This window comes from Thioalkalivibrio sp. ALJT (assembly GCF_000381825.1).
In the GTDB taxonomy this organism is placed as follows: domain Bacteria; phylum Pseudomonadota; class Gammaproteobacteria; order Ectothiorhodospirales; family Ectothiorhodospiraceae; genus Thioalkalivibrio.
The window spans coordinates 53,242-65,257 of record NZ_KB907122.1 but is presented as its reverse complement, the minus strand read 5'-3'; the positions used below and the strand labels follow the sequence as shown (position 1 = coordinate 65,257).

9 protein-coding genes and 1 pseudogene are annotated in these 12,016 nt (G+C 65.2%); 4 read left to right on the top strand and 6 right to left on the bottom strand.

From position 1 onward, the window contains the following. Window positions 1-169: 169 nt before the first annotated feature. Genes G332_RS0102570 through hisI form a run of 3 tightly spaced genes read right to left on the bottom strand, consistent with a single transcriptional unit; the run spans window position 170 to window position 2,665 of the window. Window positions 170-817 (bottom strand): DUF1007 family protein, encoded by a 648-nt coding sequence (locus G332_RS0102570; protein WP_019625435.1) that lies wholly within the window; start codon window positions 815-817, stop codon window positions 170-172. Between the two features lie 4 nt (window positions 818-821). Next, window positions 822-2,228, bottom strand: a complete 1,407-nt coding sequence (gene cysS, locus G332_RS0102565) for a cysteine--tRNA ligase (RefSeq protein WP_019625434.1) — start codon at window positions 2,226-2,228, stop codon at window positions 822-824. Continuing rightward, complete coding sequence (hisI, locus tag G332_RS0102560) at window positions 2,225-2,665, bottom strand: phosphoribosyl-AMP cyclohydrolase (protein WP_019625433.1); 441 nt, start codon at window positions 2,663-2,665, stop codon at window positions 2,225-2,227. Before hisI ends, cysS begins: the two co-directional genes overlap by 4 nt. Before the next feature lie 151 nt (window positions 2,666-2,816). Between hisI and G332_RS0102555 the strand changes: the two genes are divergently transcribed. After that, window positions 2,817-3,803: a M14 family metallopeptidase gene (locus G332_RS0102555; protein WP_019625432.1), complete on the top strand. Its 987-nt coding sequence runs from the start codon at window positions 2,817-2,819 to the stop codon at window positions 3,801-3,803. A 24-nt stretch (window positions 3,804-3,827) separates the two neighbouring features. Here G332_RS0102555 and G332_RS0102550 read toward each other — a convergent pair whose 3' ends face one another. The 3 genes and pseudogenes from G332_RS0102550 to motA all read right to left on the bottom strand — a co-directional run bounded on the left by G332_RS0102550 (window position 3,828) and on the right by motA (window position 6,756). Further along, on the bottom strand, window positions 3,828-4,958 hold the full coding sequence (locus tag G332_RS0102550) for a GTP-binding protein (protein ID WP_019625431.1): 1,131 nt from the start codon (window positions 4,956-4,958) through the stop codon (window positions 3,828-3,830). A gap of 1 nt (window position 4,959) precedes the next feature. Next, window positions 4,960-5,883, bottom strand: a complete 924-nt coding sequence (gene motB, locus G332_RS0102545; RefSeq protein ID WP_019625430.1) for a flagellar motor protein MotB — start codon at window positions 5,881-5,883, stop codon at window positions 4,960-4,962. A gap of 19 nt (window positions 5,884-5,902) precedes the next feature. Then, window positions 5,903-6,756, bottom strand: a pseudogene (gene motA, locus G332_RS12620) (flagellar motor stator protein MotA). 111 nt (window positions 6,757-6,867) lie between these two features. Here motA and G332_RS0102535 point away from each other — a divergent pair. The 3 genes from G332_RS0102535 to mgtE all read left to right on the top strand — a co-directional run bounded on the left by G332_RS0102535 (window position 6,868) and on the right by mgtE (window position 12,014). Then, complete coding sequence (locus tag G332_RS0102535) at window positions 6,868-8,250, top strand: HDOD domain-containing protein (protein ID WP_019625429.1); 1,383 nt, start codon at window positions 6,868-6,870, stop codon at window positions 8,248-8,250. Between the two features lie 166 nt (window positions 8,251-8,416). Continuing rightward, window positions 8,417-9,985 carry a PAS domain-containing methyl-accepting chemotaxis protein gene (locus G332_RS0102530; protein ID WP_019625428.1) on the top strand — a complete coding sequence of 523 codons (1,569 nt, stop codon included), beginning with the start codon at window positions 8,417-8,419 and terminating at the stop codon, window positions 9,983-9,985. A gap of 637 nt (window positions 9,986-10,622) precedes the next feature. Then, window positions 10,623-12,014, top strand: coding sequence for a magnesium transporter (gene mgtE, locus G332_RS0102525; RefSeq protein ID WP_019625427.1), 1,392 nt, complete (start codon window positions 10,623-10,625; stop codon window positions 12,012-12,014). Window positions 12,015-12,016 lie beyond the last annotated feature (2 nt).

The following is a 12,016-nucleotide window of genomic DNA, read 5'->3' as shown; positions in this document are numbered from 1 at the left end:
GGTATGCCCCGTGGCACAGGGATGTACCGCCGGAACCGACCATGGCCAGTGCTGGATTCCGAGCCTGGCGGCCAACCTCCTGGCCCATGCAAAGCAAAACCGGCCGATGCCGCGCCGCGTGCGCTGAAAAGGTCAGGATGGCCCTGTTCAGCGGTTCATCAGGGGGGGCTCAGTCGCATTCCAGTGTGGCCGTTTCTGCGAAGTGGCGTCCCAGGTTGGCAATCGGGCTGCGGTCCTGACGGTCCAGCGTCGCGGCGTAGCGGATTAGCTGCGGATCCGGGCTGGGCGGGGTGATTTCGACCATGCAACCGGGTGCATTCTCCACGAACACGATGTCGTCCGGGTCGTGCAGGATCTCGATCCAGTATTCCGGATCGAATACCCGGTAGGTGAGCGGGTCCCCGGCGCGGATGTCGAGCCCCTCCAGGGGAAGTTCGAAGCGCAGGTGCAGGCGCCGGTCTTCCAGCGTCAGACGGGCATTGCGTGCATGCGGGACATCCAGGTCGTCGGCGTCCAGGCCGATCTCGGTGAAATAGTCATGGGCTGCCAGATTGTCGAGCATGCGTTCGGCGGCATGTTCCAGAGCGGTCTCGATACTGATTGTGTGGTCCAGCTCGTGGGTCAGGTCCTCCAGCAGCATGTGGCTGTACGTCGGGTCGATCCGCCAGGACTGGTCCATGTGCAGCAACTGCCCCTGGCCGTCGAACACCAGCCCCACGCGCAGGTCGATCCAGGCATGCGGATGGGCGATCAGGGTGGCGGGCAGCAACAGGCCCGCCAGCAGGGCCAGGCGGGCGCTTCGACGGTGGAGGTGCATCGGGTCAGGGTGCTCGTTGCCAGCGCGTGCCGTCCGGGGTGTCCTCGAGTTCGATCCCGCGGGCGGTGACTTCGTCGCGGATCGCATCGGCTGTGGCGAAATCGCGCGCCTTGCGTGCGGCCTGGCGCGCCGCGATGCGCTCCTCTACCCAGGTGGCGAGGTCGGCATCATCGCTGCTGCCCTGAAACCAGGTCGCGGGCGCTTGTTGCAGCAGGCCCAGCAGGGCCGCGCCGGCCAGCAATTCGCCCTTGCAACGGGCACGGCGATCGGCGGAGGCGGTCGCCAGTGCATCCCCCAGGCGGTGCAGCGCGGTGATCGCGGCCGGGGTGTTGAGGTCATCGAGCAGGGCTTCGAACACCGGGGTCTCCGCTGCCGCGACCGTCTCGGGGGTGATGTCGCTGGCATCGCGCAGTACGCGATAAAGGCTGTTCAGGCTGTTGCGCGACTGGTTCAGCGTCTCTTCCGAGAAATTGAGCGGCGCACGGTAGTGACGCGACAACAGGGCCAGGCGCAGGGCCTCGCCCGGATAGTGCTGTAACAGGTCGTGCAGCAGCCGGAAGTTGCCCAGCGATTTGGACATCTTCTCGCCGTCGATGGTCAGGTGCCCGTTGTGCACCCAGTACCGGGCGTAATGTGTCCCGTGCTCGGCGCAGCCTTCAGCCGCACAGCCCTGCGCGATCTCGTTCTCATGGTGCGGGAACACCAGATCGTGCCCGCCGCCGTGGATGTCGATCATCGGCCCCAGGTGGGTGCGGATCATTGCCGTGCATTCCAGATGCCAGCCCGGACGCCCGAAGCCCCAGGGGCTGTCCCAGCCGGGTTCGTCGGCGGCGGCCGGTTTCCACAGGACGAAATCGCCGGGGTGGCGCTTGTAGCTGGCAACCTCCACGCGGGCACCCGCCTGCATGTCTGCAAGGGTGCGCCCCGACAGTGCGCCGTATTCGGGGTAGGAGGTCACGTCGAACAGCACGTGGTCCTCGGCGGTGTAAGCGTGGCCGCGTGCGAGCAGGCGTTCGATCAGCTCGATCATGGGCCGGATGTGATCCGTGGCGCGCGGCTCCAGTGTGGGTTCCAGCGTGCCCAGGGCGGCGACGTCCTCGTGGAAGGCGCGGGTGTAGCGATCGGTCAGGGCCGCGATTGGCTCCTGGTTCTCCGCCGCGGCCTTGTTGATCTTGTCGTCGACGTCGGTGATGTTGCGGGCGTAGACCACGTGATCCGGGCCGTAGAGCTCGCGCAATACCCGGAACAGCACGTCGAACACCACCACCGGCCGGCCGTTACCGATGTGCACACGGTTGTACACCGTGGGCCCGCACACGTAGAGCGTGACCCGCGACGGGTCCTGCGGGACGAAGGGCTCGTCGCGCCCGCCCAGGGTGTTGTGCAGGCGCAGGGTGCGTCCCTTGTTCATGTGCCGCTCCCCTTGCCGTACAGGGTTTCCGGGGCGATCTCCGGAGCGCTGGTAATCGTGACCGTGGGGCCCTCCACTTGCAGGTAGAAGCAGCTGCGGCGCCCGGTGTGGCAGGCGGGGCCGGTCTGGTCGACCTTCAGCAGCAGGGTGTCGCCGTCGCAGTCGATATGCAGCGTGTGCAGATGCTGCACCTGACCCGATTTTTCGCCCTTGCGCCACAGCGCCTGGCGCGAGCGCGAGTAGTAGCATACGCGGCCGGTGGCCAGGGTCTCGTCCAGGGCCTCGCGGTTCATCCACGCGAGCATCAGGACCTCGCCGGTGTCGTGCTGCTGCGCAATGGCCGGGACCAGGCCATCGGCATTGAGCTTCAGTCGGGCCAGGACTTCATGAGTCGGGTGACGGGTGCCCGGGGCATCGCTTTCGAGTTGCTTGAACATGGCCTGGTCCGGTTGTGATAGGCGCAAACCATAGCATTTTCACCCGGGCGCTCGAAGTCTGCACCCGTGTGGATCATCGTGCCGCGCCCGTGGCATTGCCCCCGGGCCTCGGGTAGCCTTTGTGCAGCCATTCACCACCTGGAGTTGCCCGATGTCCGAGCCGGTTCATCCCACCGCGCTGCGTTCCGTCACCTTTCATGGTCTGGAGCCGGGGCCGCGCCTGATTGTGCTGGGGGCGGTGCACGGGAACGAGACCTGTGGCACCCGGGCCGCCGAGCGCCTGCAGGACGAGCTGGAAAGCGGTGCGAGGTGTTTGCTGCGCGGGACGTTGACCCTGGTGCCGCGTACCAATCCGCTGGCCTACGAACTCGGGCAGCGCATGGGCGAGCGCAATCTGAACCGCAATCTGCGCGTGACCTCGGCCCCGCAGGATTTCGAGGACCGCATCGCCAACGTGCTGTGCCCGCTGTTGGCGGCACACGACGTGCTGCTGGATCTGCATTCGTTCCATACCGGCGGGCAGCCGTTCATCATGCTGGGTCCGCGCAACAATGATGGCGAGCTGGAGGACTTTGGGCAGGCCCGGGAGGAGGAGGCGCTGGCCGCCTGTCTGGGGCCGCAGCGGATGGTCGAGGGCTGGCTGGATACTTACGCACGCGGCGTGGCCCGGCGGATGCGCAATCCGAACGCCAGCCAGCGTGCACAGATGCTCAGCACGGACCCGAGCTACGGGATTGGCACCACCGAATACATGCGCAGTCAGGGCGGCTACGGTGTGACGCTGGAGTGCGGTCAGCATGATGATCCGCAGGCCCCGGTGGTGGCATACAACGCGATCATTAACACCCTGGCGCATCTGGATATGCTGCCGGCGCCGGCGCCGGCGACGCCGGGGCAGGATGCCCCGGAGGTGCTGCGTCTGGTCGAGGTGATCGACCGGGATCACCCGGACGACCGTTTCGCGCGCGAGTGGAAGAGCTTCGACCGGCTGGAGGCGGGCGACCTGATTGGGGTGCGGGCCGACGGGACCGAGGTGCGCGCGCCGGAGCCCGGATTTATCGTATTCCCCAACCCGAACGCGCTGCCGGGCAACGAGTGGTTCTACCGCGCGGCGTTCAGTGACCGCGCAGTCGTCTGACCGGCGTGCGCCAGGTGTGACCTCTCAACCGGTCGCGGGTGAGGTGGCCCGGGCGTGCGAGGCCTCCAGGGCCCGAGCGAGTGCATCCAGGGTGTGGGTAGCGGCCTCGGACTCCGGCAGTATGGCTTCGATGCGCGGGCGCAGTGGGGGGGCGGGGGCATCCATGGGTTCCAGCTCGCCGCAGCCGTCCACCCGGTTGAGCCGGTGCCAGCCATGGTCGGTCTCGATGAGCCCTTTCAGGCGGTCGGCGGTGAAGTCCGCAACCAGGCGGGACAAGCTTGAGTGGTCGATGACCGCGCCGGCGGGCAGCAGCCAGCTGCGGCCGATGTAGCCGTCGCCACGGGTGTCGATGCTGACCCACGGGGCCGACGAGTGCGCCGCAGCATGATCGTGCTCGTGCTCGTGCTCGTGCTCGTGCTCGTGGTCGTGGTCGTGGTCGTGCTCGTGCTCGTGCTCGTGCTCGTGGTCGTGGTCGTGGTCGTGGCTGGACTCCACCTGCGTGCTCGCGAGGAACTCGCGGGCCTCGGGGAACAGGGTGCCCCCGCGGTCGAGTCGGGGATGGTCCAGCCAGTCGCGTTCGATACGGCCCTGGGTGGTCTCCACGACGTGGGGCCGGGGCGCGGGCATCGCGGCGACAAAGTTACGCAGGGCCTCGCGATCGTCTTCTGCGTAGAGGTCGGCCTTGTTTGCCAGCAGCACGTCGGCCAGGGCGACCTGGTCTCGCCAGGTGGGGTGTTCGCGATGCCGGGGCGATGCCAGGTGGCGGGCGTCCATCAGGGTGACCGTGGCGCGCAGGTCCAGCACGCCGGCGTAGGGGGGCTCGGTCAGGGTGCGAATAATCTGTGCCGGATGCCCGAGTCCGGTGGGTTCGATCAGGATGCGATCCGGTTGCTGGCTTCGGATCAGCCGATTCAGGCCGACGGTGAACATCTGTGCGGAGACGCAGCACAGGCAGCCACCGGGGACTTCCTCCAGCGCGATGCCGGTATCCGCCAGCAGGCTGCCATCCACCCCGATCTCGCCGAATTCGTTGACCAGAACCGCCCAGTGTTCGCCCGCGGGGCGCTGCGCCAGCAGCTGGCGGATGGCGGTGGTCTTGCCGACTCCAAGAAAGCCGGTGATCAGATTGAGCGGGATGTTCTGGTGTTGCTGCATGTTATTCGGTTCCTTCGCTGGCGGCGTCGGGGCTGGCACGTAGCGTTTCCGGTGCACGCGCTTCACTCTCCAGGCTGCGGTACATGGCCTCTTCCGCTTCCTGGCTCAGCACGATGAGGGTGATGCGTCGGTTGATGGCGGCCTCCGGGTTTTCGCGGTCAAACGGTACGCTGGCGGCCAGGCCCACGACGCGCGCGATCTGGTCGGATTCGGTCCCGCCCTGGACCAGCGCGCGGCGCGCCGCATTGGCGCGGTCGGTGGAGAGTTCCCAGTTGGTGTAGTCCGGCCGCAGTAGCGGGCGCGCATCGGTGTGTCCGGTGATCGATACCCGATTGGGGACCTGGTTGATCAGGCCGGCCAGCTCGCGCAGGATCGCGTCCGCGTGGTCCAGCGGACGCGCACTGGCGCTGGCAAACATCGGGCGGTTCTCGCGATCGATGATCTGGATGCGCAGGCCCTCGGGGGTGAGATCCAGCAGGAGCTGGTCCTTGAAGGGCTCCAGCGCCTGACTCCGGTCCAGGGCTTCCTCCAGGGCCTCCTGCAGCACTTCGAGTGCCTCGCGATCACGGGCTTCGGCGAGCTCCTCGAGGGTTTCGGCGTCCAGCCCCATGATCGCTTCCGGATCCATCAGGATCTCGGGCATGCCCTCGAAATCGAGGATGGAGGGATCGACACCGGTGCCGTCGCCCGGGGCCGGTCCGGGGGCTGCGGCCTCGCCCACAAACGCGGACGGATTCTGAAAGTATTCGGAGATCCCTGCAAGATCGTCGTCGTCCAGGGCGAGGATCAGCCACATCACCAGGAAGAAACCCATCATCGCGAGGGTGAAGTCGGCGAACGCGATCTTCCACGCGCCGCCGTGGTGGCCTGCCTGGACCACCTTCTTCTTGACGATGATCGGTTGGGTCTTGTCCTCGACGCCCATGGGTGTGATCCGGGTGCCGTCAGGCCCCCTTCACGTGCTCCTCAAGTTCTGCGAAGGTCGGGCGCATTGCGCCTTCCATGGTCTTGCGGCCGAACTCGATCGCGACCTGAGGGCTGTAGCCCTGTACGTTGGCCAGGATGCAGGCCTTGATGCACTGTGCAGGAACTTGGCTTCTTCCTGTGCGCGGGATTCGAGGGCGGTCGAGGTCGGTCCGGCGAAGCCGTAGGCCATCAAAATCCCGAGCAGTGAGCCAACCAGGGCGGCCGCGACGCTGGAACCGATCTCCGCGACCGATCCGTCGAGCCTGCCCATGGTCATCACGATCCCCAGTACTGCGGCGATGATCCCGAAGCCAGGCAGGGCCTCGGCGACGCGGTGCACGGCATGGGCAGGCTGGTGCGACTCTTCGTGGTGGGTCTCGAGGTCCAGGTCCATCAGGGCATCGAGTTCATGCGGGTTCATGCTGCCGGAGATGATCAGGCGCATGTAGTCGGTGATGAACTCCATTGCGTGATGATCCTTGAGGATACGCGGATGCGCCTGAAAGACCTCGCTGCTCTCGGGTTCCTCGATGTCGCTTTCCACCGCCATCAGGCCTTCCTTGCGGGCCTTGGTGAAAAGCTTGTACATCAGCGCCAGCAGGTCGAGGTAGTCTTCCGATTTGTACTTGCTGCCCTTGAGCAGGCTGGGAATGGACTTGAAGACGCGCATGACCACGCCGATCGGGTTGGCGATCAGAAACGCCCCGATTGCCGCGCCTCCAATGATCCAGTATTCGTATGGCTGCCACATGACAGCGAGGTCGCCGCCATGAAAGTGATATCCGCCAAAAACCGACGAAAAAACCACGACGATTCCAAGAACGTACTTCACGGCTCGCGACCCCACGTTGCTGCAGCGTGTCCACCGGACAGACCACCCGTCCGTACGCATTGCTATAGTTGGTTAGCTTTACGATAACGGCTCCCCCGTACGAGGTACAGCATGTCCCGGGACGAGGACGCACCCTACAGCGCGCAGGCGCGAACCCTGAGTCGGCTGGACTGGCCGGTTCTCGAGGCCAGCGCCTCCACCTTTGATGACCCCGATGCCCTGGCGACGCGTCCTTTGCGCGAACTTGCACAGTACGCCGAACGCGACCCCGGACTGGCCCTGCGTCTGATTCAGCAGGCCAACGGCTCGCGCCGCGGGCTGCGTCACGAGGTGCACGCGCTCGCCGATGCCATCGGTATGCTCGGTCTGCAGGGCGTTCACCGCATTGTGCGGGAGGCGCCGCGGGTTGCCGATGCGGTCCGCAGGGCCCAGGCGTATCGCGACCTGGCAGCCCAGTCGCGCCTGGCGGCCCTGATCGCGGTCGAGGTTGCAGGTCTGCGCCATGACAGCGAGCCGGGCGAGGTCGCGCTGGCGGCACTCCTGAATCAGCTTGGATTCCTGGCGTTGCTGATCGCGGACGAGCCGCGGCTTGACCGTCTGCTGGTCATGCTGGAGCTGAATGCCTTGCCTGACGAAGCCAGTTACGTGGCGCTGGGCTATGCGACGGACGACCTGTCCCGGGCCATGACCGAACAGATGGCGCTCCCGGAGCTATTGACCGGCACCCAGCGGGCGGTCAATGCGATGCATCCTCGGGCCCTGGAAGTGATGGCCTCCAGTGCGCTGGCCTGGCAGATCCTGCGGGGCATGGATACGGCGCGGGGCGATCGCGACCTGCAGCTGCTGGCGCGCCTGGCGGGGCAGAATGAGAAGGTGCTGGTGGACCGACTGGATGGGGTGATCGAACGCTTCAACCAGGACGCGGCGGTGTACCGGCGCTCGCCGCTGGAGCGGGGGATCCCGGGGCGGGTCTGGATCGGGGCGCCGCGGCATCAGACGCCTCTGGGCTTGTTGCCACGGCAGGATATCCTGGATGAAGGACTGGCCGCATTGCGTGCCGAGGTCGACCCGGTGCGGCGGATTCGGCGCATGCTGCGGGTGATGCAGTTCGGGCTCGGGCTCAATCGGGTGGTGTTTGCGCGGCTGGCACGCGATGGCGAGTCGCTGCGGGCGGAATATCTGGTCGGCACGTTGCACGAGCCCGAATTCAGCCACTTCACGATCCCGGTGGCGGCCCTGGGTCCGCTGGCGGGCACGCTGCAGAGCGGCCAGCCGCAGTGGTGGGGCCGGGACGTTCCGCTCGCGGACCTGCCTGCCGAGGTGCGCCAGCTCACCGGTGGCGTGGCCGGCTTTGTGGGTCGGGTGGCCGACGGAGAACAGGTTCTGGGCATGGTCTATGCGGACCGCCGTACGCCTGACCTCGAGTTGACCCCGGTCGCGTTCGCGGGTTTCGCTCAGGTGCTGGAGGCGGCCTCACGACCGAGTGGTGGCTGAGTCCTGTGGAGTTCCGCCCGGGGCCGACAAGGGGCTCAAGTCCATGGCGCGGTGTCCGATACAGGTACAGAGTCGGATACAAGGCATGGGGACCTGCCCGGGCGCATAAAGATGCGACGCTCCGGTGGAGCAGGCGCCCTCGATACTGGAAAAAGGACATCACGCAATGCGCAAGAACCTTCCTGTGACGCAGACGGAGTATCCGATTGATCGGTTCGGCGACCTGATTTCGTCCACCGATCAAAAGGGTCGTATTCAGCATGCGAACGCGGATTTCGTGGAAGTCAGCGGTTTCGATTGGTCCGAACTCGAAGGCTCTGCCCACAATATCGTGCGCCACCCGGACATGCCGGAGGCCGCCTACGCGAACATGTGGGAAACCCTGAAGTCGGACCAGCCGTGGATCGGGATCGTCAAGAACCGCCGCAAGGATGGCGACCACTACTGGGTGGATGCCTTTGTTACCCCGTCGTACGAGGATGGGCGCAAGGTCGGTTACGAGTCGGTGCGTGCTATCCCGAAGCGTGATCACGTGGCGCGCGCGGAGAAGGTCTATGCCGCGCTCAACAAGGGCCGGAGTTTTCATCGGCGCTGGTATCACAATCTGACGGGGCGCTTTGCGGGCACCTGGGCGGTGAGTCTGCTGCTGGCGCTTGCGGCGGTCAGTCTTGTGTCTTCGCCGCTGATTCTGGCAGGGCTCATGGTGGTGATCTTTGTCGTTGGCGGCGCTGTCACGCTGGCCTTCGCATCCGGGATCCGGCAGGCCATCAAGCGGGCCCGGGCCGTGTTCGACAACCCGGTGATGGAAGCGATTTACACCGGCCGTCGCGATGACAGTGCCTCGCTGGAGATGATCCAGCACTTCAATCAGGCGACCCTGCGCACCGTGCTCGGACGTATCCAGGACAAGGCCGCGGTGGTCAGTACCGACGCCCAGGCGATGGCCAGCAACGTCGAGCAGACCGCTGCCGGTGTCGAGCGCCAGCAAAACGAACTGGATCAGGTGGCTACGGCCATGAACGAAATGACCTCGACCATCCATGAGATGGCGAGCAACTCGGCGCGTGCGGCCGAAGCCGCCAATCATGCCGAGAAGGAAACGGACGCCGGTCAGGAAGTGGTCAATGGCACGGTGTCCGTGATTAACCGGATGGCGGCCGAGGTGGAGGCCACCGCGGAGAAGCTGGGCAAGCTCGAGGCCAGCACGGCCGAGATCGACAAGATCCTGAGCGTGATCCGCGAGATTGCCGAGCAGACCAACCTGCTGGCGCTGAACGCCGCAATCGAGGCGGCGCGTGCCGGTGAGCACGGCCGCGGATTCGCCGTGGTCGCCGACGAGGTGCGTTCGCTGTCGCAGCGCACCGACGAATCGACCGTGACCATCCGCAACATGATCGAGACCCTGCAAAGTGGAGCACGGGAAGCGATGTCCGCGATGCGGGGCAGTCAGGAACAGGCCGCCGACGGCGTAGAGAAGGCCAGGGCGGCGGGCGATTCGCTGGTGACGATCCGGGAGGCCGTGGCGCAGATCACCGAGATGAACACGCAGATTGCCACAGCGGTTGAGGAGCAAAGCGCCGTGTCCGAGGAAATCAACCGCAACGTGACCTCCATCCGCGATGTGGCGAGCGAAACCGGCTCGGTATCCGGACAAGCACGAGATGCCAGTGAACGCATGCAGGCCGAGGCTGTCGAGTTGAAAGCCCTGATCCAGCGTTTTGAACAAAAGAATTGATGAATTTTCTGTTATGGGGTTGCACAAAACTTACATGGTGCTAAACTAATGAACATCTTGAGTAGCAGAGGTATGTCAATGGACTGTTGTCGATGTATGCATGAGCGTAGGGCTGGTGGCCGGTACGAGCGTGCATATCGTTGCCAGCGGGGTCCCGCCATCCGGTAATTCGGTGGTGTCTCCCCGGTGTCAGCGATATGCGTGATTCCGGGGGGGATGACAAGCCCTTCCTTCCCCTTCCTGCCCGTTACGACGGGCGCCTCCCCAGCCCCACCCCGTGCTGCGCCAGCCTTGTGCGCGGCGCGCGGCTCCATGCCGTTCGATAATATTCCGCCTCTGCCCGTATCGGGGAACGCTCTGCGTGTCCCCGGTGGAGCGGGGTGCGTATTGCTGTGCGCGTGTCCGTTTTCTCTTAACCAGCCAACGAACAGGAGGCTGCCATGCCAGCACCTGAAGACGACGACCCCGGGTCTAGGCCCGAAGTAACACTGCAGGGCAGTGGAAAAAGTAAAAGTGTGTTCGTCTCGCTGATGGGGGTTTTGTAAAAGACCGCCGCCAGCGGTCACGGGATTCTTTTGTCTTTTTGTAATGCCCTGCGTGCTTTGTATGACTCTTACACGTACGAGGAGCATTACTGATGAACGACATCATCCAGAAAATGATTGACGCGGGTGAGCTGGAACGCGCCCGTTCCGAACTGATACACCCAGTCCCGGCCATCACGGCCGAACGTCTCGCTGAACTGGAACCGGCTGCGCGCTGGACCGTGCTGGAAGGCGTGGACTTCAATGAGCGTCGTGCCATCTTCCTGGCCATGGACGACGAAGAGCAGGCCATCCTGCTCGAGCGGATGCCGGCCCCCGCAGCGCGTGAGCTGGTCCAGCGTCTGCCGGCCTACACCCTGGCGCGTTCCCTGAATCTCGTTGGCAAGGGGCGTTCCGAGGATTTCCTGAACGCCCTCCCGGGCGCCAAGCGTGACCAGGTCCGCGCCCTGTGGCGTCAGGACGAGGACACCGTGGCCCGTTTCATGCGCCGCCCGGTCTTCTGGGTTACGCCGGAGGAGACGGTTGGTGAGGTCACTGCACGGCTGCGCGACAACTCCAAGATGCCCGAAGATGTCGGGGCGGCGCTGCTGATCACCGATCGCGACCAGCACTACCGCGGGCTTGTGCGCCTGGGCCGGCTGTTCCGTGCCGAGCCGGAACAGCCGGTGGGTGAACTCCTCGAGATGGGGGACTTCTACACCACGCCGACCGGTGACAAGGTGGAGGCCGCCCGGCTGCTGCAGCGCACAGACCTGCCCTGGCTGCCTGTGGTGGATGCGGACGGCCTGCTGGTGGGCGTGTTGCGCATCGATGATGCGATGGACGTGCTTGAGGAAGACACCTCGGAAGACTTCTACAAGAAGGCGGGTATTGGGGATCTGCTGCATCACAAGGATGTCGTTCGCTCCGAAAAGCTGACCTCCGGGGGGATTGGCTATCCGGTCAAGGTGCGCCTGGCCTTCCTGATGGTGACCCTGGCTGGTGGCCTGGCCGTGGGTGGCGTGATCGACTTCTTTGAAGACACCCTGGCCGCGGTCGTGGCGCTGGCCATCTTTATCCCGCTGGTGATGGATATGGGCGGTAACGTCGGCACGCAGTCGACCACGATCTTCGCCCGCGGGCTCGCACTGGGACATATCAACCTGAATCGCTTCTTCCGCGGCCACATGGTGCGCGAGGCGGCTGTGGGTCTGGCCATGGGGGTCACCATTGCCGTGCTTGCCGGGACGATTGCCTACTTCTGGCAGGGTGCGCCGAACGACATCCCGCAGCTGGGCATCGTGGTCGGTGTTGCGCTGTTCTTCTCCGTCTTCTCGGCCTCCCTCCTTGGTTTCCTGCTGCCGTGGTTGTTGCTGAAGATCGGCGTGGATCACGCGCCCGGTGCCGACCCCTTCATCACCACCATCAAGGATTTCACCGGCCTGGCCGTGTACTTCGGGATGGCTGCCTGGCTGCTGAGCGCGCACATGCCGACGGCGGGTTGAAC

Coding starts and splice junctions, on each gene's coding strand:
- G332_RS0102550 (WP_019625431.1), bottom strand. CDS start 4,958: ATGCAGCAACACCAGAACATCCCGCTCAATCTGATCACCGGCTTTCTT.
- mgtE (WP_019625427.1), top strand. CDS start 10,623: ATGAACGACATCATCCAGAAAATGATTGACGCGGGTGAGCTGGAACGC.
- G332_RS0102535 (WP_019625429.1), top strand. CDS start 6,868: ATGTCCCGGGACGAGGACGCACCCTACAGCGCGCAGGCGCGAACCCTG.
- G332_RS0102570 (WP_019625435.1), bottom strand. CDS start 817: ATGCACCTCCACCGTCGAAGCGCCCGCCTGGCCCTGCTGGCGGGCCTG.
- motB (WP_019625430.1), bottom strand. CDS start 5,883: ATGGGCGTCGAGGACAAGACCCAACCGATCATCGTCAAGAAGAAGGTG.
- G332_RS0102530 (WP_019625428.1), top strand. CDS start 8,417: ATGCGCAAGAACCTTCCTGTGACGCAGACGGAGTATCCGATTGATCGG.
- cysS (WP_019625434.1), bottom strand. CDS start 2,228: ATGAACAAGGGACGCACCCTGCGCCTGCACAACACCCTGGGCGGGCGC.
- hisI (WP_019625433.1), bottom strand. CDS start 2,665: ATGTTCAAGCAACTCGAAAGCGATGCCCCGGGCACCCGTCACCCGACT.
- G332_RS0102555 (WP_019625432.1), top strand. CDS start 2,817: ATGTCCGAGCCGGTTCATCCCACCGCGCTGCGTTCCGTCACCTTTCAT.